The following is a 22,863-nucleotide window of genomic DNA, read 5'->3' as shown; positions in this document are numbered from 1 at the left end:
TAACGCCGCGACGCGGGGTCTCCGGTCGAAGTCGACGTTATGCCGCGGTGAGAGATGAGCGGGCGGTTATCCGCCATTTTCAGCGGTTTCGCTGACCGATGGCCGGGATGATCTGGCAGGCCGCACCGCGAAGAAGCGTCAGCGACGCCCCGGGCACGGATGTACTCCGTGTTCCCCGGGCGCAGGGCGGGGGCGTACACGCCCCCGCGGGATATCGCGCTGATCACGGGTCAAGGCTATCGCCCTCCACCCCGGAGTCGTCATGAGCCGTATGTGTACAAAAGCAGGGGTGGAACTTTGACACTCTGCACAGAGACTTTCACGCCATCTGTCGGCGCCTGACCCGCCCGGCGAACCGGTGGGCCCCCTTGGCAAACCGGACGGGCGGATGCACGTTGGGCGGAACGGACGGTCAGCGCGCGAGTGGGGAGCGAGCACCGATGGCAGCCAAGATCCTGATAGTGACCGGCGACGCGGCGGAGAGCCTCGAGGTCCTGTACCCCTACCAGCGGCTGCGCGAGGAGGGGTACGACGTCCACATCGCCGCCCCCGCGCGCAAGAAGCTGCAGCTCGTGGTGCACGACTTCGAACCGGGCTTCGACACGTACACCGAGAAGCCGGGCTACACCTGGCCCGCGGACCTGGCCTTCTCCGAGGTCGACCCCGGTCAGTACGTCGCCCTGGTGATCCCGGGCGGCCGGGCCCCGGAGTATCTGCGCAACGACCCGGAGCTCCGCAAGATCCTCAAGTCCTTCTTCGACGCGGACAAGCCGGTGGCCCAGATCTGCCACGGCCCGCTCCTGACCGCGGCGATCGGCGGCCTGAGCGGCCGCAGGGTCACGGCGTACCCGGCCCTTGAGCTGGACATGCAGACGGCGGGCGCGACGTTCAGGGACGCGGAGGTCGTCGTCGACGGCACTCTGGTCTCGGCCCGCGCATGGCCGGATCACTCGGGCTGGATGAGGGAATTCTTGACGGTGCTGCGGGCCAAGGCTCCGGTGACCTAGCAGGGGCCTAGGCGGCCAGACGCTCGGCGACGTCCACGGCCTCGGCAAGACTGTCGACCACCGGGACTCCCACCCCGACCGCCTCCAGGGACGCCCTGCTGTGGGATCCGCCGGTGTAGAGCACGGCCTGCGCCCCGACGTGCGCCGCGGCGACCGCGTCGTCGACGGCGTCCCCGATGACCACGACGCGCTCGGCTGCGGCGACTCCCTCGAGGGCCGCCAGGTGCCGCACCATCCGCTCGGCCTTGCCCGCGTGCGAGGTGTCCATGCGCCCGTCGATGCGCACGAAGTGCTCCTCGATCCCGTGCCGCCGCACGATCGGCACGAGGTGCTCGTGCGGCGCGAGCGAGAGCAACGACTGCGTACGCCCGGCCGCGCGCCGCTCCGCGAGCAGCTCGGCGGCGCCGTCGGCGAGACCGCAGGCCTCGGCACGCGCCCAGTAGTGCTTGTGGAAGACGGCGTCCATGACCTGCCACTCGGCGTCCGTGGGCAGCCGCCCCATCAGCCGCTCGTAGAACAGCGGCACCGGCACGCAGTACAGATCGCGATACCGCTCGAGCGTGATCGGATCGAGCCCGATCTCCGCGAACGAAGCGTTCGTGGACTCGATCACCGCATGAATGTCATGCAGCAGAGTCCCGTTCCAGTCCCAGACGATGTGCGCCCCGCGCCGCGACTTCCCCATGCCAAAAAGGTACCCGCCCCCACCGACACTCCACTCACGCCCACCCAGAGACGAACCGGCATCACAGCGCCGAGGGCTTCCGCGGGAGCCCCTCAGCCGATCAGCCCGGGAACCTCCTGCGTCGCGAACCACAGCAGCTCGTGGTCCTCGACCCCGTCCCCGCCGCCGTCGCCCTGGCCCGCGCTCCCCAGCGCCGCGGCGACATCCGCCTCGGCGTCCTCGGCGTCCACATGCACCGCGGCGACCTTCTTGAACGGCAGCACCCCGGCGACCCGTACCTCACCGAGCTCCCCCGCGCCCGCGCGCCCGGCGTCCTCCAGCGCCCCGTCCGCCACGTCCGCGGCCAGCACGACCCGCCGCCGGGCCGCTCCGGGCTCCTTGGCGATCAGTTTCAGCGAGGCGAGCGCGGCCTGGCTCAGGGCCGCGTACTCCAGCTCCTCCACGTCGTCCGTCGCGCACCACTCGCGCAGCGCGGGCGTCACGGCGTAGGCGCCCAGCGAGGCGGTCTCGGCGCCCAGCTCGCCCGCCTTGTACGCCTCGGCGAGACGGCTCAGGGTCAGGGGAACGTAGACGCGCATGACGGCCCGCTTTCACAGTCGGAGTCTCGGGAGACGGAGTCGCTTCTCAGAAGACGCAGTCGGAAGGTCACAGAGAAGGCAACACAACAGACCCCCAGAATACGTGCGGGAGTCCCCCTTCGAGCTGCGCCCCGCACCCACCCCCCACGTCACCCGCGCCCCCCGCCCGTCACCCGCCACACCCCAGCGCCCCCAAGGAGCCGCGCACCCCCGACCACCCTGATAGGTGACTCCCCCGGCCGCTCGCCCCCACCCCCGCCGCCCCTTGCGACCCCCGCCCTGGCCCCCGTACAAGATCTCCGACGGAAGTTACTCCCCGGTACAACCGCGACCGGGACAGCGAAGCCGGAGGCGACACGGCATGCAGAAGGTAATGACCAGGCCCCGCTCCCGCCCGGTGACCACCCGCCCACCGGGCCGCACGGACCCCCGCCACCCCTCGGCGGCACGCACGCCACGCTCGGCCCCCCGCACGCCCGCCCGCCCGGTACGCCCCCTCAGGACCCCGCCCCAGCCCCCACCGCACCCCACAGAGCTCTTCACCGAGCGTCTGCTCCTGGTGCTCAGCGGCCAGAAGCCGGTCCACTGGGCGGCACGCCACATCGCCCACACCGCCTTCGACGACCTGACCCGCCTCGCCGAGCAGACGCCCCTGACCGTGAACGGCCGCCGCCCCACGATCCACCGGATCGGCCACTACGAACCGCGTCCCGGGGTCTACGAGGTCTTCGCGAGGATCGGCGCGGGCCCCGCCCTCAGGGCCCTGGCCTTCCGCCTGCACCTGGGCGCGGACCAGCGGTGGCGCTGCACGGCGGTGGAGGTGGGCGCCTCGGCCCGGTAGAGGCGCATGGCAAAGGGGGCCGAGCGCCCATGGCGCCCGACCCCCGGAGAACTGCCTGCAGCCGCCCGCGGCTACTTCTTGCGGCGACGCCCGCCCTTCTGGGCCTTGCGCCGCTCCGCGCGGGTCATGCCGTCCGACTCCGAACGCACGCCGGCGTCCTCGGTCTCGAAGTCACCCTCGTCGACGCCGCCCTCGGCGTTCGGCGCCTGGAAGTGCAGCCGGTCGGGCCGCTGCGGAGCCTCGAGACCCTTGGCGCGGATCTCGGGACGGCCGCCGCCCGCGGGAACGGCGTCCTTCTTCTCCAGGGAAGCGCCGGCCGCGGCCGAGTCCGACACCGGAACCTCCTCGACCTGCTGCTCGACCTGGACCTCCAGGTTGAACAGGTAGCCGACGGACTCTTCCTTGATGCCGTCCATCATGGCGTTGAACATGTCGAAGCCCTCGCGCTGGTACTCCACCAGCGGGTCCTTCTGCGCCATGGCCCGCAGGCCGATGCCCTCCTGGAGGTAGTCCATCTCGTAGAGGTGCTCGCGCCACTTGCGGTCGAGCACCGAGAGGACGACGCGTCGCTCCAGCTCCCGCATGATCTCGGAGCCGAGCTGCTCCTCACGCGCCTCGTACTGCTGGTGGATGTCGTCCTTGATGGACTCGGAGATGAACTCGGCGGTCAGACCCGCGCGGTCACCCGCGTCCTCCTCCAGCTCCTCGATGGTGACCTTCACCGGGTAGAGCTGCTTGAAGGCGCCCCACAGCCGGTCCAGGTCCCACTCCTCGGCGAAGCCCTCGGCGGTCTCCGCCGCGATGTACGCGTCGATCGTGTCATCCATGAAGTGCGTGACCTGCTCCTGGAGGTTCTCGCCCTCCAGGACGCGGCGACGCTCGCCGTAGATGACCTCGCGCTGGCGGTTGAGGACCTCGTCGTACTTCAGGACGTTCTTGCGCGTCTCGAAGTTCTGCTGCTCGACCTGCGACTGGGCGGACGCGATCGCGCGCGTCACCATCTTGTTCTCGATCGGCACGTCGTCCGGGACGTTCGCCATGGCCATCACGCGCTCGACCATCTGCGCCTTGAAGAGGCGCATCAGGTCGTCGCCGAGCGAGAGGTAGAAGCGGGACTCGCCCGGGTCGCCCTGACGGCCGGAACGACCGCGCAGCTGGTTGTCGATGCGGCGCGACTCGTGGCGCTCGGTGCCGAGGACGTAGAGCCCACCCAGGCTCTTGACCTCCTCGAACTCCGCCTTCACGGACCGCTCGGCCTTCTCCAGGGCGGCGGGCAGCGCGGCGGCCCACTCCTCGACGTGCTCGACGGGGTCGAGGCCGCGCTGGCGCAGCTCCGCCTCGGCGAGGTCGTCGGGGTTGCCGCCGAGCTTGATGTCCGTGCCTCGTCCGGCCATGTTCGTGGCGACGGTGACGGCGCCCTTGCGGCCGGCCTGGGCGATGATCGGCGCCTCACGGTCGTGCTGCTTGGCGTTGAGCACCTCGTGCTGCACACCACGCTTGGAGAGCTGCTGGGAGAGGTACTCCGACTTCTCCACGGAGGTCGTGCCGACCAGGATCGGCTGGCCCTGCTCGTGCTTCTCGGCGATGTCGTCGACGACGGCGGCGAACTTCGCGACCTCGGTGCGGTAGATCAGGTCCGACTGGTCGGCGCGGACCATGGGCCGGTTCGTCGGGATCGGCACGACGCCCAGCTTGTAGATCTGGTGGAACTCGGCGGCCTCGGTCATGGCCGTACCAGTCATGCCGCAGAGACCGGGGGTCTCCTTGCCGTCGTGGTCGTGACGCTTGTAGAGGCGGAAGAAGTTCTGCAGGGTGATCGTCGCGAGCGTCTGGTTCTCGTCCTTGATGTCCACCCCTTCCTTCGCCTCGATCGCCTGGTGCATGCCCTCGTTGTAGCGGCGGCCGGCGAGGATACGGCCGGTGTGCTCGTCGACGATCATGACTTCGCCGTCGATGACGACGTAGTCCTTGTCCTTCTTGAACAGTTCCTTGGCCTTGATGGCGTTGTTCAGATAACCCACGAGCGGCGTGTTGACCGACTCGTACAGGTTGTCGATGCCCAGCCAGTCCTCGACCTTGGAGACACCGGGCTCGTGGATGGCGACGGTGCGCTTCTTCTCGTCGACCTCGTAGTCCCCGGTCTCCTCGATGCCCTTGAGGGTGTTGCCCGCCTCGCCCTTGGTGAGGCGGGTCACCAACTTGGCGAAGTCGCCGTACCACTTGGTGGCCTGGTCGGCGGGGCCGGAGATGATCAGCGGCGTACGGGCCTCGTCGACGAGGATCGAGTCGACCTCGTCGACGATCGCGAAGTTGTGGCCGCGCTGCACCAGTTCGTCCTTCGACCACGCCATGTTGTCGCGCAGGTAGTCGAAGCCGAATTCGTTGTTCGTGCCGTACGTGATGTCGCAGGCGTACTGCTCGCGGCGCTGGGCCGGCGTCATGTTGGCGATGATGCAGCCGACGCTCAGACCCAGGAACTTGTGGACGCGGCCCATCATCTCGGAGTCGCGCTCGGCCAGGTAGTCGTTGACCGTGATCAGGTGCACGCCCTTGCCCGACAGGGCGTTGAGGTACGCCGGGAGGGTGCCGACGAGCGTCTTGCCCTCACCGGTCTTCATCTCGGCCACATAGCCGAGGTGCAGCGCGGCGCCGCCCATCATCTGGACGTCGTAGTGCCGCTGGCCGAGGACGCGCTTGGCGGCCTCGCGCACGGTGGCAAAGGCTTCGGGGAGGAGGTCGTCAAGGGTCTCGCCGTCGGCGTAACGCTCCTTGTACTCCTCGGTCAGCGCGCGCAGCTCGGCGTCGGAGAGGCTGACGAAGTCCTCTTCGATGGAGTTGACCTGGTCCGCGATGCGGTGCAGCTTGCGCAGGATCTTGCCTTCGCCTGCACGCATGATCTTCGAGAGGACGGACACGGGGGTTGGTCTCCTTGCCGGTCGGGCCTGGCATGGTCGGTTTACTCATAGGGCAACGGCCATCGTAAGCGAGGAGCGGGCCGCGCCGGGAGGTCTGCCGATACGTCAACGGACGGGGGGCCTGGAAGGTGCCGGGTTGTGCCGATCAGCGCTCGGCGAAATGCGGGTGAAAGCTCGGCCAAAAGCACTGGCCCACAGCGCCCGGCCCCCGCAGAATCACCGGATGGAGCCCGTCACCCTCACCACCGAACGCCTGATCCTGCGCGCCTTCACGCCCGCCGACACGGACGAGACGTACGAAGCCTGCCAGGACGCCGACATCCAGCGCTGGACCACGGTCCCCTCGCCCTACACCCGCGCGGACGCGGAGGGCTTCGTCGGCCGCATGGTGCCGGACGGCTGGCGCCATGACACGGAGTACACCTTCGCCGTTCGACCCCGGGAGGGCGGCCCCCTGGTCGCCGCCGCCAGCCTCCACCACCCGCGCTCGGGCGCCTGGGAGGTCGGCTACTGGACGGCGAAGGAGCACCGGGGCAGCGGCTACATGACGGAGACCGTCCTCGCGCTGGCCAGGTGGGCCTTCGCCGACCTGGGCTGCAACCGTCTGGAATGGCGCGCCGAGGTGGGCAACACGGGGTCGCGCGCGGTGGCGGAGAAGGCGGGCTTCGTCATGGAGGGCACCCTGCGCGCCGCCCTCCTGAACAAGACCACGCTGCGTGACTGCTGGGTCGGCGCCCTGCTCCCGAGCGACCTGGGCATGGCGTCGCTCCCGCCGTACCTGCCCGCCCGCGCCTGAGGCACCCCTCGGCCGCCGCCGGGTTTCCGCAGGCCAGGGGGCTCTGTCAGTGCCGCCCCCTATCGTTTCCGGCATGACGAGCCTGCCGCCGCGCCCCGCCATCGACCTCTCCGCCGACGAGGCCCGCCGCATCGCGCTGCGCGCCCAGGGATTCCTGGGCGCGCCGGACCGGAAATCCGGTGTGCGGGGCGTGTTGCGGCATCTCGGCGCGGTCCAGCTCGACACGATCTCGGTTCTTGCCCGCTCCCACGAGCTCATTCCGTACGCCCGGCTCGGTGCCGTCGGCCGCGACAGGATCGAGGCGGCGTACTGGGACGGGGCATCGGGCACCGGCCCGGCCCGGCCGCACGCCTTCGAGTACTGGTCGCACGCCGCGTGCATCCTGCCCATCGAGGAGTGGCCGCACTTCGCCTTCCGGCGCCGCGCCTACCGCACCCGCCCGCACTGGCACCACGACCTGCCGGCCGGTGCGTACGACACGGTCATCAAGCAGCTCACCGCCGAAGGCCCCCTCACCGCGACGGAGTTGGGCGGCGCGAAGAACAAGGGCGAGTGGTGGGACTGGTCGGACGCGAAGGTCGCCGTCGAGCGGGCCTTGATGTACGGCGAGGTGGTCTGCACCGAGCGGCGCAGCTGGAAGCGGGTGTACGACCTCGCGGAGCGCGCCATCCCGGGCACGCTGCTCCATGACGACCTGGACGACAGGGAGTGCCTGCGCCGCCTGGTCCGCCTGGCCGGACAGGCGCTCGGCGTCGGCACGCGCGCGGACATCGCGGACTACCACCGCCTCAAGGGCGAGCAGTTCGACTCGGTGGTCGCGGACTCGGGTCTGGTGCCGGTGACGGTGGAGGGCTGGGACAAGCCGGCCTGGGCCGACCCCGCGGCCCTGGAGACGGCTCCGCGCGGCCGCCACCGCACGACGCTCCTCTCGCCCTTCGACTCCCTGATCTGGGAGCGGGCCCGCACGGAGCGGATCTTCGGCTTCACCCACCGCCTGGAGGCGTACGTCCCCAAGCCCAAGCGGATCCACGGCTACTTCGCGATGCCGGTCCTGGCCGGGGGCCACCTCGTCGGCCGCGTGGACCCCGCGCGCGAGGGCAGCACGCTGGTCGCCAAGCAGGTGTCACTGGACGGCCCCAAGGCCGTGCCCGCGGTGGCCCAGGCCCTGCGTGAAGCGGCGACCTGGGTCAACTGCGATTCCGTACGGGTGGAGCGCGTCGACAAGCCCGAGCTGGCCGCCGAGCTGGTCCGCGCCCTCACCTGATCTCGAGGATCTTCTCCCGCATCGCGTAGACGACGGCCTCCATCCTGGAGTGCAGCTGCAGCTTCTCCAGGATGTTGCGGACGTGGTTCTTCACGGTGTTCTCGGAGATGAACAGCTCTTTCGCGATGTCGCGGTTGTTCATGCCCGTGGCCACCAGCTTCAGCACTTCCAGCTCGCGGTCGGTCAGCCGCGGCGCGGGCACCAGCCTGCGCTCGTCGGTGCGCTGGATCATCGACTTGAACTCGGTGAGCAGTTTCGACGCCATGGACGGACTGATCTGCGACTGCCCGTCGGCCACCGCGCGAATGGCCGTGGCCACCTCGTCCGTGGAGATCTCCTTGAGGAGATAGCCCGTGGCGCCGGCCTTGATCGCGTCGTAGAGGTCGGCCTCCTCGTCGCTGATCGTCAGCATGATGATCTTGGCGCTCGGCGCGACCTCCTTGATCGAGGTGCACGCCTCGATGCCGCCGCGCTTGGGCATGCGCACGTCCATCAGCACGATGTCCGGCAGCAGGTCCGCCGCCTTGTCCACCGCCTCGGCGCCATCGCCCGCCTCCCCGACCACCTGGATGTCCTCCTCGGCCGCGAGGACGATCTCCAGGCCCCGGCGGAAGAGCGCGTGGTCGTCCACCACAAGGACCCTGATGGGTTCCTTGCGCGGTGCGCCCGCATCCGTGCCGATGCCGATGCCGTCGTCGTCATCGGCATCCCGCATCGGTCCGAAGCTGTCCGCCATCGTTCCTCCCCCTGAAGGCCATGGCCCGTTGTGCGTCGGCTGCGGCCAACCCGAGGCAGCAGCGCGCCGGTTGGCCGGCTCCGCCCATGATTTCATGCTCGGGCGGTCGCGCGGTGCCCGCAGGGGTCGCATGCTGGTGCCCCTGGGGGCGCACACGCGCTCCAGGGGCACCAGCACACCCTCGGCCGACCGCGGTCAGCCGCCGAGCGCACCGCCACCGCCGCCGGACTCCGGCCGGGCGACCATGGGGTCGGTGTTGAGACGGATCACGCCGTAGTCGTAGGCGTGCCGCCGGTAGACCACGCTCGGTTCCTTCGACTCCGAGTCGACGAACAAGTAGAAGTCGTGCCCGACGAGTTCCATCTCGTAGAGCGCCTGGTCGAGTGTCATGGGAGCCGCCACGTGGCTCTTCTCGCGGACCACGAGCGGACCTTCGCCCTGGATCTCCAGCGAGCCGATCCTCTTGACGGGCACGCCGTCCGGCTCTTCCTCGCGCACGAGGGTGCCGTCTCCGTTGAGAGTCGCCGCGTCCGGCACCCGCTCGGCAACTTCGGCGGCGGAGAGCCTGCCGGTGCCGCGCCGGTTGTGGCGCTTCTCGTGCTGCTTGCGCAGCCTTGCGTCGAGTTTGGCGGTGGCCAGGTCGAGCGCCGCGTACGGATCGGTCGCCGAGGCCTCCGCGCGGATCACTGGTCCGCGTCCCCGGAGCGTGATCTCGACACGGTCGGAACGGTCGGCCTGACGCGGGTTGGCTTCCTTGGACACCTCGACGTCGAGGCTGATCACCTTGCCGTCGAGCTTCTGGATCTTCTCCAGGTTCAGCTTCTCGGCCACGTGCTTGCGGAACCGCTCGGGCACCTCGGTCTTGCGGCCCTTGACGACGATGTCCACGCAGAACTCCGTTCCCGGATCGCCCCGCTTCGGCGGCGGAGCATCTCCCTTTTGCACCAGGCCCCGGTGACTCCCGGAGCCTCGGACTCGGTGACTTCCACCTCCTCCTCCCCCGCGAACAAGATCTCCACCCCGACCGGCCCGGGTGATTGCGAAAACCCGGCGACCGGCATTCCGATATGTGAGGGGCGGCGTCCGCCATTCCTCACAACCGAACATATCTCGCCCGGACGGATGTCGTCACCCTCTACCGCTGCATACCTCCATTCAGGTGTATTAGCCCTCTCACTACCTGCAACGATGCAAGTTCCCAGTCAGTTCCGGTTTATTCCGAAAGAATCCGGCGAGGAGGCAACAACAGCCGCGATGATCCTGTTCTCGCCGGTATTTTCACGGGCTGTCACCACTGCGGCCGCCCCTTTACTTTCCGTGTCTACGTCACGTATTGCGCGCGCCGCCTCGGCCAAAGACGCGCCCGTGGTCATCAGGTCGTCCACGATCACGACCCGCCCACCGGCGAGCAGCCGCCCGCCGCCCGCGGTCACCTCCAGGGCGCCCCTCAGATTCGCCTGCCGCTGACGGGAGTTGAGCCCCGCCTGGTCGGCCACGACCCGCCGCTGGCGCAGGACTGCGAGCACCCGGGCCCGCGTGCCGCCCCGCCGCAGCTCACCCGCGGCGGCCAGCGCGATCCGCCGCACCGGATCATGGCCACGCGCGCGCACGGCCCCGCGAGCCGAAGGCACCGGCACCAGCAGTACCGGAGCGTCACCGCCGACCCCCTCGTACGGACCGGCACCCGCCCGGAGCCCGGCCCGCACCGCCCCGGCCAGTCCCGCGCCCAACGGCCCCACGAGCCCCAGAGCGCCCCGCTCCTTGTGCGCAAGCAGCACCGCCCGCACCGAGTCCCCGTAGACGGCCGACGCATGCACCACCGGCAGCCCCCGCGGCCGGGGACGAGGACTCACCCGGCACGGCGCCGCCCCGCACAGCGCGTCGCGGCACGGCGCGCAGAGCGCCGCGCGAGGCCTGCCACAGCCTCCGCACTCGGCCGGCAGCACCAGATCGGTGAGGTCCTGCCACCACCCCGGCATGCCCACCACTGTGCCAAGGCCGAAGCGCCCCTGGCCACCCCTGTGGACAACGCCCTGTGGACAACTCCCCGTCAGGGTGACGGCGTTGTCGTCACCCGGGATAAACCGGCGCCGACCCCTGCTCCACCACCGTCTGCCACTGCGCACCCGTCGGCAGCCGCACGATGCCGTCGTCCGAGTGGGCCACCAGCGGCTGCTGCTCGTCCTCCGACGCCGCTATCTCCTTCACGCCGGTGAGGCCGGGCAGCGTCGCACCGGCGGGCATCGAACCGTCGCACTGCACGTACCGCAACTGCTGCACACCGCCGGACTCGCGTCCGACCACCACGAGGCGGCTGCCGCCCGCCCACGACATGGCGGTGACCTCCTCCATCTGCGGTGCGGCCTGGCGCAGCCCGTCCACGGAGATCTGCGGCTGCTCGCCCTTGGCGCCCGTGCGCTCGACGCGGCCTATCCGCAGGCTCGTCCTGCCGTCCTTCTTCACGAGGAGCGCGACCCGTACGCCGTCGGCCGACACCCGCACCGCCTCGATCCGACCGTCGAGGTTCGCGATCTTGACCGGCAGGGGCTCTCCCGCACCCTGTTCGAGCCAGAGCAGCCGGGGCCGCTTCGGATCGCGGTCGGCCACCCAGAGGTCACCGCGCCCGTCCCAGCTGGGCGTCGAAAGCCCGTCCTGCTCGGACTTCGCCTTGCTGCGCACCTCCGGCTTGCCGAGGGCACCCTCGGAGACCAGCGACCCCATGTAGAGCGACCGCCCGTCGAGCGACACCCCGGCCGCCCGCTCCTCGTCCCGCGACACGGCAGCGGACCGCAGCGGCTGCTCGCCACTGCCCAGCTTTCCGGGCACGGGCTGCGGATCGGCCTTGCCACGGGCACCGGCCGGCATCCGCACCAATTGACGCTTGTCGTCGATGAGGTACTGGAAGTCCGGGTGCTCGGCGATGCGGCGCGAGGCGACGGACTCGGCCCGCTCCTTGCTCAGGACGCACAGCTGCGAGCCGTTGCGGCGCTGCAGCTCCACCTCCTCGACGCCGGACGACGCCAGGTCCTGGAGCGTGAAGAGCAGCTGCGCGGCCATCTCCGTGCACCGCTCCTGGCCTATCTGGTCGGCCTTCGCGTTCAGCGGCACCGTCAGCTTGCCCTGATCGTCGGGCGCCAGCGTCTTGGTGCCCGCCTTGAGCCGCGTACCCGTCGGGAACCGCGTGCCCACGACCTGCTTGAGCCAGGTGGTGGGGCCGTCGAGCAGCGCCTTCACGGACTCCGTCACGGGGTCTATTCGCTGGCGTATGTAGACGGGGTCGGCGACGAGCCCTTCCTGGCCGCCACCGGTCGCACCGGACGAACGCGTCGCGAAGTAGTACTTGTTGACGGACCAGTAGATGCGCTGGAAGTCGGACTGGCCGAGCACGACACCCTGCGGCACCCGGTCTATCCGCCACTCCTTGCCGTTCGGCCCGTCCTGCTGGGTGAGGTGCACGCTCTGGTTGTACGCCTCGTCGTCGAGCTGGTAAGCGTGCTCGTCGTCCACGGTGGCGACCTTGCGGCCGGTCAGCGGAAACGTACGGCCGGTGTCGCCGTCCCCGACACTGCCCGTCCCCGGGGTCGGCCCGCTGTCGAGCACCGTGGTCTGCACATCGGGGTTCCAGCCCTTGGAGGCATCCTTGGTCAGATACTTGCGCGCCATCGCGAACTGAGGGTCGTCGCTGGTCAGCGCCTCAAGAAAGCCCTGGACGATCTCCACGGGACCGGCGTTCTCCCCCGGCGGCATCGCGTAGACCCGGACCTGCGACTGCGAGTCCGGCCGCTGGGAGGCGTCGACCGCCTTCAGGTTCCCGCTGTCGGGCATCGAGGCACACCCCGCGAGCAGCACCCCGCAGGAGCCGAACAGCACACCGGCCCGCAGCGGACGCCGGCGAGCGCGGCGGTCGTGGTCAGCGGCCACGAGAGGCCTCCCCTTCCCTGGCGGGATCCGTATCCGTCTCGCTCACGCGCTCAGCGTCCCCAGCGGTGTCCGTCGCCGCTTCACCGGGCCCGTCGTCCAGCGGCCTCCGCGGCACCACCCGCGCCCCACTGCCCGGCAGCGCGGTCGGGTCCACCGTCGTGGCCGCCTGCGCCAGCCGCGGCGCGATCGGCGCCCTCGCGGGCACGGGCGGCGGCACCCGCTCCGACACCGTCGGCTGCGCGGGCACCGTGGCGAGCTTGTTCGCGCCGCCGAGCGGCAGACCCGCGTCGTTCAGGCCGCGGTGCCGTCGCGAGTCGTCGGGCTCCAGCGGTATCGGCGAACCCCGAAGGGGCTCGTCCGCCGTGCGCGGCAGCGTCAGACGGAACTGCGAACCGCCGCCCGGCTCACCCCACGCCTGCAGCCAGCCGCCGTGCAGCCGTGCGTCCTCGAGCGCGATGGAGAGCCCCAGGCCCGTACCACCGGTGGTACGCGCGCGTGCCGGGTCGGCCCGCCAGAAGCGGCTGAACACCCGGGTCGCCTCGCCGGGCTTGAGCCCCACTCCGTAGTCCCGCACCGCGATCGCGACCGCGCCGCCCGCCACCGCGAGCCGCACCACGACGTCCTGGCCCTCGCCGTGCTCCACGGCGTTGACCACGAGGTTGCGAAGGACCCGCTCCACCCGGCGCGCGTCGGCCTCGGCGACCACGGGCTGCTGGTCCCCGACGACCCTTATGTGCGTCCCCTTGCGCTCCGCGAGCGGCTCCGCGCCGCCCACGACACGTCGTACGACCTCACGCAGGTCTATCGGCTCGGCCTCGAGGGCCGCCGCGCCCGCGTCGAACCGGCTGATCTCGAGCAGATCCGCGAGCAGCGTCTCGAACCGGTCGAGCTGATCGGCGAGCAGCTCGGCTGAGCGCGCGGTCACCGGATCGAAGTCCACGCGCGCGTCGTGGATGACATCGGCCGCCATCCGTACGGTCGTCAGCGGCGTACGCAGCTCGTGCGAGACGTCCGAGACGAACCGCCGCTGCATCCGCGAGAGCTCCTCCAGCTGCTGGATCTTCAGCTGGAGGTTCTGCGCCATCTTGTTGAAGGCCTCACCGAGGCGCGCGATGTCGTCCTCTCCGGTGACCTTCATACGTTCCTGGAGGCGCCCGGCGGACAGCCGCTCGGCGATGCCCGCGGCCATCCGTACCGGCGTGACGACCTGGCGCACCACCAGCCAGGCGATGGCGCCGAGCAGCACCACGACGAACAGACCCGCGGTGGCCAACGTCGTCCTGACGACCCCGAGGGACTCCTCCTCCTGCGTCAGCGGGAAGAGGTAGTACAGCTGGTAGGGCTGGCCCTTCAGGTCGTTCAGACGCTTGCCGATGACGAGGCCGGGCTGCGCCTCACGGCCGTCGTTGAAGACGATGCGGGTATTGCTCTGATACGCCCTGGTGCCCTTGTCGACGCTGTCGCGCAGCGCCTCGGGCACGCTCTGGATCGGGTCCACGCCCCCGGAGGCACGCGGCCCGCGCACACTCTCGCCGCCCGCCGTGGACGTCGGGCTCAGCGTCACCACGTTGAACGCGCTCTGGCCGCCGCTGGAGAGCTGCTCGACCAGGTCGGACATCCACACGGCGGTGGGCCGCGCGGCCCCTCCGTCGGGCGTGCCGCTGCCGCTGTCCTGCCCCGAGCGCGGCCGGGCCGCGTTCGCCTCGTCCTGGGCCGCCCGGAAACCGCCGTCGGCCTGACTCTGCGAGGCCTTCACCTTGGCCTTGAGCAGGCCGTTGTTCACCGAGCTCATGACGGCGAAGCCCAGCATCAGGACCACACCGAGCGACATGAGCAGCGTCGTGACGACGACCTTCAACTGAATGTTGCGCCGCCACAGCCGCAGGGCCGGCAGCAGCGGACGGCGCACCCAGCGCACGAAGAGCCTCAGGACGGGGCTGCCCTGCACCCCGTCCTGCAACAGCAGACCACCGTCGAGGAGCCGCCCGAACGTCGAGCCGCGCCGCGACGGCCCCCCAGTCCGCCCCGAGCGGCCGCCCGGAGCCGGAGCCCCAGGAGGTGTTCCGGGGGAACTGTCCCGGGACATGTCAGCTCGGTCCGGCCTTGTAACCGACACCACGGACGGTCACCACGATCTCCGGACGCTCGGGGTCCTTCTCGACCTTCGAGCGCAGCCGCTGCACGTGCACGTTCACCAGCCGGGTGTCCGCCGCGTGGCGGTAGCCCCAGACCTGCTCGAGCAGCACCTCACGCGTGAACACCTGCCACGGCTTGCGGGCCAGCGCGACAAGCAGGTCGAACTCCAGCGGCGTCAGCGCGATCGACTGCCCCTCCCGCTTCACGGAGTGCCCCGCCACGTCGATGACCAGGTCACCGATGGTCAGCTGCTCCGGCGCGGGCTCCTCCGACCTCCGCAGCCGCGCCCTGATGCGGGCCACGAGCTCCTTCGGCTTGAAGGGCTTCACGATGTAGTCGTCGGCGCCCGACTCCAGGCCGACCACCACGTCCACCGTGTCGCTCTTGGCCGTGAGCATGACGATCGGCACCCCGGACTCCGCCCTGATCAGGCGGCACACCTCGATGCCATCACGGCCCGGCAACATCAAATCCAGCAGTACAAGATCCGGCTTTGCCTCCCTGAAAGCGGCCAGCGCCTTGTCGCCATCAGCTACGAACGACGGCTCAAAACCTTCACCACGCAGCACAATCCCGAGCATCTCGGCCAGTGCGGTGTCGTCGTCGACGACAAGGACTCGTCCCTTCATGCCTGACATCATCCCATTAGCTCATCGATACCTGGCGTGACCTGGCACACAGCTCGCCCAGGCCCCCTGCTGTCACGGGCGACACGACGCCCTCCTCGGTGACGATCGCCGTCACCAGTTCCGGCGGCGTCACATCGAACGCGGGGTTGTACGCCTGGGTCCCCAGAGGTGCCACCGCGATCCCGCCTCCCGACTCAAATCCGGCCATCGGCACATACGGTGCCGTGACCTCCGTCACTTCATGACTCGCCCGCTGCTCCACCTCGATGGACGCTCCGTCCGGGGTGTCCGGGTCCACGGTCGTGACCGGTGCCACCACGATGAACGGCACGTGGTGGTAGCGGGCGAGCACCGCGAGCGGATAGCTCCCCACCTTGTTGGCCACCGAACCGTCGGCCGCGATGCGGTCGGCGCCGATCAGCACGGCATCCACCTCACCCGCCGCGAACAGCGACCCCGCCGCATTGTCCGTAAGCAAGGTGTACGCCATTCCGGCCCGCGCCGCCTCATACGCGGTCAGCCTCGAACCCTGCAGCAAGGGCCGCGTCTCGTCCACCCACAGCCTGCGAAGCCGTCCCGTGCGGTGCGCGGCAAGGGCCACCGCGAACGCCGTGCCCTCACCGCCGGACACCAGGGCCCCCGTGTTGCAGTGGGTCAGGATCCGGTGGCCGCCGCCCGGCAGCATCTCGTCGAGCAGCGCGAGCCCGTGCGCCGCCATCCTCCCGCTGGCCTCGGCGTCCTCCCGGTGCAGCGCCCGCGCGGCCGCCAGCGCCGCGGCGCCCGCCCGCTCCGGACCGGCCCCGGCCGCCTCCGCCGCGCGATAGGCGGTCAGCGCCCTGCGTACGCCGTACCCGAGATTGACCGCGGTGGGTCTGGCGCCCGCGAGCGCGACCGCCGCCTCCTCCACGTCGAAGCCGCGTACGGCGGCCAGCGCGACGCCGTAGGCACCGGTGATGCCGAGCAGCGGCGCCCCGCGCACCGCCAGCGTGCGGATCGCCTGCACCAGGGCCGGCGCGTCCGTGCACACCAGCTCGGTCTCCTCACCGGGCAGCCTGGTCTGGTCGAGGAGGACCAGTACGGGGCCCTCGGGGGGCTCGGCCCAGCGGATCGCGGAGATCGCCGGGTTCGCCTCTTTCACCGGATTCGTCGGGGTCTGGTTCGGCCGGGTGTCCTCGCCTGATTGCGCGTACTGATCAGCCATCCGCCCAGTCTGCCCCGTACCTGACGGACAATTGAAGGTGTGCAGCCCATACGCTGCCCGGTCCCCGCACGGGCGCGCCGTGGCACGATGGCTGGCAACCTGCCGCCGCGACCGCGGGCGGGCACCGTGAAGGAGCGACGATGAACGACACTCCGGGCTGGGCTTCGCCCGGATCTGCCCCCTCCGACGACGGCAAGGACTCCGGCGAGCCCGGACCCGCCGAGCCCGCGGACCAGCCCGACGCTCCCGCATCGAAGTGGTCCAAGGAGCAGCCGCCGCCCGCCCAGTGGTCCGCCCCCGCCCCACCCACGCCCGGCCAGACCCCGCCTCCGCCGCCACCCCCGCCCGGCGGCGGCTGGGGCGGCGGACACCCCGGCGGTCCCGGCCCCGGCGGGCCCGGCCGCTATCCGGGCTGGGGCGCGTGGCAGGGCCCGCCGCCCGCCGCGAAGCCCGGCGTCATCCCGCTGCGGCCGCTCGGCGTCGGCGAGATCCTGGACGGCGCGGTCTCCACGATGCGCACGTACTGGCGCACGGTGCTCGGCATCTCGCTCGCCGTGGCCGTGTTCACGGAGATCGTCGTCATCCTGCTGCAGGGGCTCGTCCTCAACGACAGCGCGTCCACGGACGCACTCGACGACCCGAGCGCGACCGTCGGCGAGCTGACCCGCGCCCTGGGCGACACCCTGCTGAGCTCCGGCGTGGTCCTGCTGATCACGCTGCTCGGCACGATCGTCGCGACCGCCCTGCTCACGATGGTCACCAGCCGTGCCGTCCTCGGTAAATCGGTCACCACGGCCGAGGCCTGGCAGGACGCGAAGCCGCAGCTGCCGAGGCTGATCGGCCTGACGCTGCTGCTCCCGCTCATCGGCATGGCGGTCGTCGCCGCCGGCAGCCTGCCCGGCGTGCTGATCGCTGCCGCCGGGGCATCGGACGCGGGCATCAGCCTCGCCGTGCTCGGCGGATTCGCCGCCCTGATCGTCGCCATCTGGCTCCTCGTCCGCTTCTCGCTCGCCTCGCCCGCCCTGATGCTGGAGAAGCAGGGCGTGAAGAAGTCGATGACCCGCTCGGCGAAGCTGGTCCGCGGCTCCTGGTGGCGGGTGTTCGGCATCCAGCTGCTCGCCGCGATCATCGCCAACGTGGTCGCGTCGATCATCGTCATCCCCTTCACCCTCATCGCGGGCGCGCTGAGCGGCGACGGCGTCACCGGCTTCCTCGACAGCGGCACCGGCGACCTCGGCTGGACCTTCCTGATCGTCAGCGGCGTCGGCTCGGTCATCGGCTCGATGCTCACGTTCCCGATCACCGCCGGCGTCACGGTCCTTCTCTACGTCGACCAGCGGATCCGCCGGGAGGCCCTCGACCTCGAACTGGCGCGCGCGGCGGGCCTCCAGGGCGACCACGGCACCGGCACGGGCGCCCCCGGAACCCCGGGGAGCTGATGCGGTGACGGGGGCAGCACTGCAGGCAGCAAGGACGTTCGCACCACTCGTACGACGCACCGGGGACGACGACCCACCGGTGACGATCCCGCGCGCCCCCGCGCGGGAGGCAGCCGAGCGCGAACTGTCCGACCCCGCCTACCACCAGGACGACCCGAGCCTCCTGCAACGCGCCCTGGACCGCTTCTGGGAGTGGGTCGACGACCTGTTCTCCGCCGCCTCGGGGGCAACCCCGGGCGGCGGCCTCGGGCTCCTCGTCATCGTCATCGCCGTACTGGCCCTCGTCGCGGCCCTGTGGTGGCGCCTGGGCACCCCGCACCGCGCCCCCGCCTCCTCACCCGCCCTCTTCGACGACCGCCCGCGCACCGCCGCGGAACACCGCGCGGCCGCCGAGGCACACGCGGCACAGGCCCACTGGAACCAGGCCGTCCAGGAGCGCATGCGCGCCATCGTCCGCTCCCTGGAGGAACGCGCCCTCCTGGACCCCCGCCCCGGCCGCACGGCGGACGAAGCAGCAGCGGAGGCCTCCGTCCCCCTCCCGACCCACGCCACAGAACTCCGGGCGGCAGCCCAGTCCTTCGACGCCATCACCTACGGCGCCCGCAAAGCCACAGAACCGACCTACACCCGCCTGACCACGCTGGACAAAGCCCTAACCCAAACAAAACCATCCCTGAGCACCACCCCCCAGGGAGCCCCCCGTTGACGGCCCCCCAGGACCCGCCGAACCCCTACGCCGGCGACGGAACACCCGAGGACAAGAGCAAGAACGACCCCCGCACCGACGGAAACGGCACCAGCCCCGCCCCTGGCAACGGCACAGGCGCTGGCACCGACATCGACACAGGCACCGGCCCTGGCAACGGCACAGGCACCGGCCCTGCCACCGGCATCGGTACCGGCACAGGCACCGGCACAGGCACCGGCACCGGCACCGGCACGGGAGCACCCACCCCAGCCCGCGCCGCCACAGCCATCGCCCCCACCACACCGGTGCCCGCACCGACACCCGCACGCACCCCCGGGGCCGACTCCACCCCCGACCCCAACGCCAACCCCAACCCCGTCACCCCCACCTCCTCGAGCCCCACCCCCCGCCAACTCTGGACCAAGACCCGCGGCATCCTCCTCGCCCTGGTACTCCTCGTGACAGCCGCCATCGCCATCGCGGCCGTTCGCTCCGGCGCCCAGCACGGCCGCCTCGACCCGCGCTCCGCCGACCCGTACGGCAGCCGCGCCGTCGCCGAACTCCTCGCGGACCGCGGCGTGTCCACCCGCGTGGTCACCACCTCCGAAGAGGCCAGATCAGCGGCGGGCCCGGACACCACGCTCCTGGTGACCACCCCCGACCGGCTCACCGAACGCCAGCAGTCCCGCCTCCGCGCGGCCACCCAGGGCTCCCGGGGCCGCACCGTCCTGCTCGCCCCCGGCACCCCCTCGGTCAGCACCCTCGCGCCCGGGGTCACCGCGGACGCCACCCCCAGCCTGGACTCGACGCTCTCCCCCCGCTGCGACCTCCCCGCCGCCGAACGCGCGGGCTCCGCCGACGTCGGCGGTCTGCGCTACGACACCCTCGCCCCGAACGCCGACGCGTGCTATCTCAGCGACGGCCTCCCCAGCCTGCTGCGGCTCCCGGCCACCGAAGGCCCCGGCGACACCGTCGTACTCGGCGCCCCCGACATCCTCTTCAACGACCGCCTCGACGAGCAGGGCAACGCCTCACTGGCCCTGCAACTCCTCGGCTCACGACCCCACTTGGTCTGGTACCTCCCCTCGCTCTCCGACGACGCCGCCACCGGCGACACCGCCGACCGCGACTTCTTCGACCTCATCCCCGACGGCTGGCTCTGGGGCACCCTCCAACTCACCATCGCCGCCGCACTCGCCGCCCTGTGGCGAGCCCGCCGCCTCGGCCCACTGGTCCCCGAACGCCTCCCCGTCGCCATCCGCGCCTCCGAAACCGTCGAAGGCCGAGCCCGCCTCTACCGCAAGGCCAACGCCCGCGACCGCGCGGCCGCCGCCCTCCGCTCGGCCACCCGCACCCGCATCGCCCCCCTCATCGGCGTCTCCCCCACCCAGGCCCACGCGCCCGAGACCCTGCTCCCCGCCCTGTCCGCCAGGCTCCGCACCCCCGGCCAGGACCTGCACCCCCTCCTCTTCGGCCCACCCCCCGCCGACGACGCAACCCTCATCACCCTCGCCGACCAACTCGACGCCCTCGAAAGAGAGGTACGTACTTCATGATGGACCCGACCACTGACAACGCCGGGAGCTCCGACAGCGCCCGCTCCTCCCTGGAGTCCCTGCGCACTGAGATCGGCAAGGCCGTGGTCGGCCAGGACCCCGCGGTGACGGGCCTCGTCGTGGCCCTCCTCTGCCGCGGCCACGTCCTCCTCGAAGGCGTCCCCGGAGTGGCGAAGACCCTGCTCGTCCGCGCCCTCGCCGCATCCCTCGAACTCGACACCAAGCGCGTCCAGTTCACCCCGGACCTGATGCCTAGCGACGTCACCGGCTCCCTCATCTACGACGCCCGCACCACCGAGTTCTCCTTCCAGCCGGGCCCGGTCTTCACCAACCTCCTCCTCGCCGACGAGATCAACCGCACCCCGCCCAAAACCCAGTCCTCCCTCCTCGAAGCGATGGAGGAACGCCAGGTCACCGTGGACGGCACCCCCCGCCCGCTCCCCGAGCCCTTCCTCGTCGCGGCCACCCAGAACCCGGTCGAGTACGAAGGCACGTACCCCCTCCCCGAAGCCCAGCTGGACCGTTTCCTCCTCAAGCTCACCGTCCCCCTCCCCTCCCGCCAGGACGAGATCAACGTCCTCACCCGCCACGCGGAAGGCTTCAACCCCCGCGACCTCGCCGCCGCCGGCATCCGCCCCGTGGCCGGCCCCTCCGACCTCGAAGCAGCCCGCGCCGCGGTCGCCAAGACATCCGTCTCCCCGGAGATCACCGCCTACGTGGTGGACATCTGCCGCGCCACCCGCGAATCCCCATCCCTGACCCTGGGCGCCTCCCCGCGCGGCGCGACCGCGCTCCTCTCGACAGCCCGCGCCTGGGCCTGGCTGACGGGCCGCGACTACGTCATCCCCGACGACGTGAAGGCCCTCGCCCTCCCCACCCTCCGCCACCGCGTCCAACTCCGCCCGGAAGCCGAGATGGAGGGCGTGACAGCCGACTCCGTGATCAACGCGATCCTCGCCCACGTCCCGGCCCCCCGCTGATGGCCCTCACCGGCCGCACAGCCCTCCTGGCGGCCCTCGGCACCCTCCCGGTGGGCATCTGGGAACCCAGCTGGACCGGCATCCTCGCCGTGAACGCCCCACTGGCCCTGGCCTGCGCCTGCGACTTCGCCCTTGCCGCTCCCGTACGCCGCCTCGGCCTGACCCGCGCAGGCGACACCTCCGTACGCCTCGGAGAATCCGCCGACGTCGAACTGACCGTCACCAACCCCTCCGGCCGCCCCCTGCGCGCCCAGATCCGCGACGCCTGGCCCCCCAGCAGCTGGCACCCCGGCACCGAAGTCGAGGCCTCCCGCACCCGGTTGACGATCCCTCCCGGCGAACGCCGCCGCCTCACCACCCGCCTGCGCCCCACCCGCCGAGGCGACCACCAGGCCGACCGCGTCACCATCCGCTCGTACGGCCCCCTGGGCCTCCTCACCCGCCAAGGCAGCCACAAGGTCCCGTGGACGCTCCGGGTCCTGCCTCCCTTCACCAGCCGCAAACACCTCCCGTCCAAGCTGGCCCGCCTCCGCGAACTCGACGGCCGCACCAGCGTGCTGACCCGCGGCCAGGGCACGGAATTCGACAGCCTCCGCGACTACGTCCCCGGCGACGACACCCGCTCCATCGACTGGCGCGCCACCGCCCGCCAATCAAACGTCGCCATCCGCACCTGGCGCCCCGAGCGCGACCGCCACATCCTGCTGGTCCTCGACACCGGCCGCACCTCCGCGGGCCGGGTCGGCGACGCCCCACGTCTCGACGCCTCCATGGACGCGGCCCTGCTCCTCGCCGCCCTGGCTTCACGCGCAGGAGACAGAGTCGACCTCCTCGCGTACGACCGCCGGGTACGAGCCCTGGTCCGGGGCAAAGCAGCAGGTGACGTGCTGCCCTCGGTCGTCAACGCCTTGGCCACACTCGAACCCGAACTAGTCGAGACGGACGCCAGAGGCCTCACCTCGACAGCGCTCCGCACAGCAACCCGCAGCTCGCTCATTGTGCTGCTGACCAGCCTGGACGCAGCCCCCATCGAAGAGGGCCTGCTCCCCGTGCTCTCCCGCCTCACCCAACGCCACACGGTTTTGCTGGCCTCGGTCGCGGACCCTCACATAGAGCAGATGTCCAAGGCCCGAGGATCAACAGAAGCCGTGTACGACGCCGCAGCCGCCGCCCAGGCCCACGCGGAACGCCACCGCACGGCAGAACAACTCCTCCGTCACGGCGTAACAGTCGTGGACGCGACCCCAACAGACTTGGCCCCCGCACTGGCAGACGCATACCTGTCCCTAAAGGCAGCCGGCCGCCTCTGACAGTCAACAGTGCGTTGGGAGGGGAGAATTGGTCCTGAACGCAGAAAACCCCCGCACCCAGAGGGTGCGGGGGTTTCCCGTAATAATAGTTCGGCGGCGTCCTACTCTCCCACAGGGTCCCCCCTGCAGTACCATCGGCGCTGTGAGGCTTAGCTTCCGGGTTCGGAATGTAACCGGGCGT

At 71.0% G+C, this 22,863-nt stretch carries 18 protein-coding genes, 1 rRNA gene and 1 pseudogene; 9 read left to right on the top strand and 11 right to left on the bottom strand.

The window, feature by feature from the left end; all coding sequences use genetic code 11:
- Positions 1–440: 440 nt before the first annotated feature.
- A complete protein-coding gene (locus AB0M70_RS04615; RefSeq protein WP_365816354.1) occupies positions 441–1,007 on the top strand; it encodes a DJ-1/PfpI family protein in 567 nt (188 codons plus the stop codon).
- A 7-nt stretch (positions 1,008–1,014) separates the two neighbouring features.
- On the opposite strand, the gene AB0M70_RS04610 is transcribed toward AB0M70_RS04615, so the two are convergent.
- Complete coding sequence (locus tag AB0M70_RS04610; protein WP_365816352.1) at positions 1,015–1,692, bottom strand: HAD family hydrolase; 678 nt, start codon at positions 1,690–1,692, stop codon at positions 1,015–1,017.
- 92 nt (positions 1,693–1,784) lie between these two features.
- On the bottom strand, positions 1,785–2,270 hold the full coding sequence (locus AB0M70_RS04605; protein ID WP_365816350.1) for a hypothetical protein: 486 nt from the start codon (positions 2,268–2,270) through the stop codon (positions 1,785–1,787).
- Between the two features lie 361 nt (positions 2,271–2,631).
- On the opposite strand from AB0M70_RS04605, the gene AB0M70_RS04600 reads away from it, so the two are divergent.
- On the top strand, positions 2,632–3,111 hold the full coding sequence (locus AB0M70_RS04600) for an Rv3235 family protein (protein ID WP_365816348.1): 480 nt from the start codon (positions 2,632–2,634) through the stop codon (positions 3,109–3,111).
- 71 nt (positions 3,112–3,182) lie between these two features.
- Here AB0M70_RS04600 and secA read toward each other — a convergent pair whose 3' ends face one another.
- Complete coding sequence (gene secA, locus AB0M70_RS04595; protein WP_365816346.1) at positions 3,183–6,026, bottom strand: preprotein translocase subunit SecA; 2,844 nt, start codon at positions 6,024–6,026, stop codon at positions 3,183–3,185.
- A gap of 223 nt (positions 6,027–6,249) precedes the next feature.
- Between secA and AB0M70_RS04590 the strand changes: the two genes are divergently transcribed.
- A complete protein-coding gene (locus tag AB0M70_RS04590) occupies positions 6,250–6,822 on the top strand; it encodes a GNAT family N-acetyltransferase (protein ID WP_365816344.1) in 573 nt (190 codons plus the stop codon).
- Between the two features lie 73 nt (positions 6,823–6,895).
- Positions 6,896–8,086: a crosslink repair DNA glycosylase YcaQ family protein gene (locus AB0M70_RS04585; protein WP_365816342.1), complete on the top strand. Its 1,191-nt coding sequence runs from the start codon at positions 6,896–6,898 to the stop codon at positions 8,084–8,086.
- Here AB0M70_RS04585 and AB0M70_RS04580 read toward each other — a convergent pair.
- The 7 genes from AB0M70_RS04580 to mtnA form a co-directional block, all read right to left on the bottom strand.
- Positions 8,079–8,822, bottom strand: a complete 744-nt coding sequence (locus AB0M70_RS04580; RefSeq protein ID WP_365816340.1) for a response regulator transcription factor — start codon at positions 8,820–8,822, stop codon at positions 8,079–8,081. The two genes, AB0M70_RS04585 and AB0M70_RS04580, sit on opposite strands and share 8 nt — an antisense overlap.
- 195 nt (positions 8,823–9,017) lie before the next feature.
- A complete protein-coding gene (raiA, locus tag AB0M70_RS04575; RefSeq protein ID WP_365816338.1) occupies positions 9,018–9,767 on the bottom strand; it encodes a ribosome-associated translation inhibitor RaiA in 750 nt (249 codons plus the stop codon).
- A gap of 257 nt (positions 9,768–10,024) precedes the next feature.
- Positions 10,025–10,801 carry a phosphoribosyltransferase family protein gene (locus AB0M70_RS04570; RefSeq protein WP_365816336.1) on the bottom strand — a complete coding sequence of 259 codons (777 nt, stop codon included), beginning with the start codon at positions 10,799–10,801 and terminating at the stop codon, positions 10,025–10,027.
- 91 nt (positions 10,802–10,892) lie between these two features.
- Positions 10,893–12,647, bottom strand: coding sequence for an LpqB family beta-propeller domain-containing protein (locus AB0M70_RS04565; RefSeq protein ID WP_365817526.1), 1,755 nt, complete (start codon positions 12,645–12,647; stop codon positions 10,893–10,895).
- Positions 12,648–12,732: 85 nt separating this feature from the next.
- Positions 12,733–14,829, bottom strand: coding sequence for an MtrAB system histidine kinase MtrB (mtrB, locus tag AB0M70_RS04560; protein WP_365816334.1), 2,097 nt, complete (start codon positions 14,827–14,829; stop codon positions 12,733–12,735).
- A 1-nt stretch (position 14,830) separates the two neighbouring features.
- On the bottom strand, positions 14,831–15,520 hold the full coding sequence (gene mtrA / locus AB0M70_RS04555) for a two-component system response regulator MtrA (RefSeq protein WP_361836743.1): 690 nt from the start codon (positions 15,518–15,520) through the stop codon (positions 14,831–14,833).
- Positions 15,521–15,524: 4 nt separating this feature from the next.
- Positions 15,525–16,709, bottom strand: coding sequence for an S-methyl-5-thioribose-1-phosphate isomerase (mtnA, locus tag AB0M70_RS04550; RefSeq protein WP_365816331.1), 1,185 nt, complete (start codon positions 16,707–16,709; stop codon positions 15,525–15,527).
- 140 nt (positions 16,710–16,849) lie between these two features.
- On the opposite strand from mtnA, the gene AB0M70_RS04545 reads away from it, so the two are divergent.
- The 5 genes and pseudogenes from AB0M70_RS04545 to AB0M70_RS04525 all read left to right on the top strand — a co-directional run bounded on the left by AB0M70_RS04545 (position 16,850) and on the right by AB0M70_RS04525 (position 22,682).
- Positions 16,850–18,148 carry a glycerophosphoryl diester phosphodiesterase membrane domain-containing protein gene (locus tag AB0M70_RS04545; protein ID WP_365816329.1) on the top strand — a complete coding sequence of 433 codons (1,299 nt, stop codon included), beginning with the start codon at positions 16,850–16,852 and terminating at the stop codon, positions 18,146–18,148.
- Positions 18,149–18,167: 19 nt separating this feature from the next.
- Entirely contained in the window at positions 18,168–18,854 is a 687-nt protein-coding gene (locus tag AB0M70_RS04540) for a DUF4129 domain-containing protein (RefSeq protein WP_365817524.1), read from the top strand.
- A 368-nt stretch (positions 18,855–19,222) separates the two neighbouring features.
- Positions 19,223–20,392: pseudogene (locus tag AB0M70_RS04535) on the top strand (DUF4350 domain-containing protein); the annotation flags it as partial.
- Positions 20,389–21,372: a MoxR family ATPase gene (locus AB0M70_RS04530; RefSeq protein ID WP_365816327.1), complete on the top strand. Its 984-nt coding sequence runs from the start codon at positions 20,389–20,391 to the stop codon at positions 21,370–21,372. The pseudogene AB0M70_RS04535 and the gene AB0M70_RS04530, both read left to right, overlap by 4 nt.
- On the top strand, positions 21,372–22,682 hold the full coding sequence (locus tag AB0M70_RS04525; RefSeq protein ID WP_365816325.1) for a DUF58 domain-containing protein: 1,311 nt from the start codon (positions 21,372–21,374) through the stop codon (positions 22,680–22,682). Before AB0M70_RS04530 ends, AB0M70_RS04525 begins: the two co-directional genes overlap by 1 nt.
- 88 nt (positions 22,683–22,770) lie before the next feature.
- On the opposite strand, the gene rrf is transcribed toward AB0M70_RS04525, so the two are convergent.
- A 5S ribosomal RNA gene (gene rrf, locus AB0M70_RS04520) occupies positions 22,771–22,863 on the bottom strand; the annotation flags it as partial.

The organism is Streptomyces sp. NPDC051214, from assembly GCF_040682375.1.
Taxonomy (GTDB): Bacteria; Actinomycetota; Actinomycetes; order Streptomycetales; family Streptomycetaceae; genus Streptomyces.
This window is presented reverse-complemented; position numbering and strand designations above follow the sequence as displayed.

Bases quoted from the DNA above. Each gene is read 5' to 3' on its own strand.
- AB0M70_RS04605 (WP_365816350.1), bottom strand. From the start codon at position 2,270: ATGCGCGTCTACGTTCCCCTGACCCTGAGCCGTCTCGCCGAGGCGTAC.
- AB0M70_RS04610 (WP_365816352.1), bottom strand. From the start codon at position 1,692: ATGGGGAAGTCGCGGCGCGGGGCGCACATCGTCTGGGACTGGAACGGG.
- AB0M70_RS04580 (WP_365816340.1), bottom strand. From the start codon at position 8,822: ATGGCGGACAGCTTCGGACCGATGCGGGATGCCGATGACGACGACGGC.
- AB0M70_RS04600 (WP_365816348.1), top strand. From the start codon at position 2,632: ATGCAGAAGGTAATGACCAGGCCCCGCTCCCGCCCGGTGACCACCCGC.
- AB0M70_RS04530 (WP_365816327.1), top strand. From the start codon at position 20,389: ATGATGGACCCGACCACTGACAACGCCGGGAGCTCCGACAGCGCCCGC.
- AB0M70_RS04525 (WP_365816325.1), top strand. From the start codon at position 21,372: ATGGCCCTCACCGGCCGCACAGCCCTCCTGGCGGCCCTCGGCACCCTC.
- AB0M70_RS04585 (WP_365816342.1), top strand. From the start codon at position 6,896: ATGACGAGCCTGCCGCCGCGCCCCGCCATCGACCTCTCCGCCGACGAG.
- AB0M70_RS04615 (WP_365816354.1), top strand. From the start codon at position 441: ATGGCAGCCAAGATCCTGATAGTGACCGGCGACGCGGCGGAGAGCCTC.
- mtrA (WP_361836743.1), bottom strand. From the start codon at position 15,520: ATGATGTCAGGCATGAAGGGACGAGTCCTTGTCGTCGACGACGACACC.
- mtrB (WP_365816334.1), bottom strand. From the start codon at position 14,829: ATGTCCCGGGACAGTTCCCCCGGAACACCTCCTGGGGCTCCGGCTCCG.
- AB0M70_RS04545 (WP_365816329.1), top strand. From the start codon at position 16,850: ATGAACGACACTCCGGGCTGGGCTTCGCCCGGATCTGCCCCCTCCGAC.
- AB0M70_RS04570 (WP_365816336.1), bottom strand. From the start codon at position 10,801: ATGCCGGGGTGGTGGCAGGACCTCACCGATCTGGTGCTGCCGGCCGAG.
- mtnA (WP_365816331.1), bottom strand. From the start codon at position 16,709: ATGGCTGATCAGTACGCGCAATCAGGCGAGGACACCCGGCCGAACCAG.
- AB0M70_RS04565 (WP_365817526.1), bottom strand. From the start codon at position 12,647: ATGCCCGACAGCGGGAACCTGAAGGCGGTCGACGCCTCCCAGCGGCCG.
- AB0M70_RS04590 (WP_365816344.1), top strand. From the start codon at position 6,250: ATGGAGCCCGTCACCCTCACCACCGAACGCCTGATCCTGCGCGCCTTC.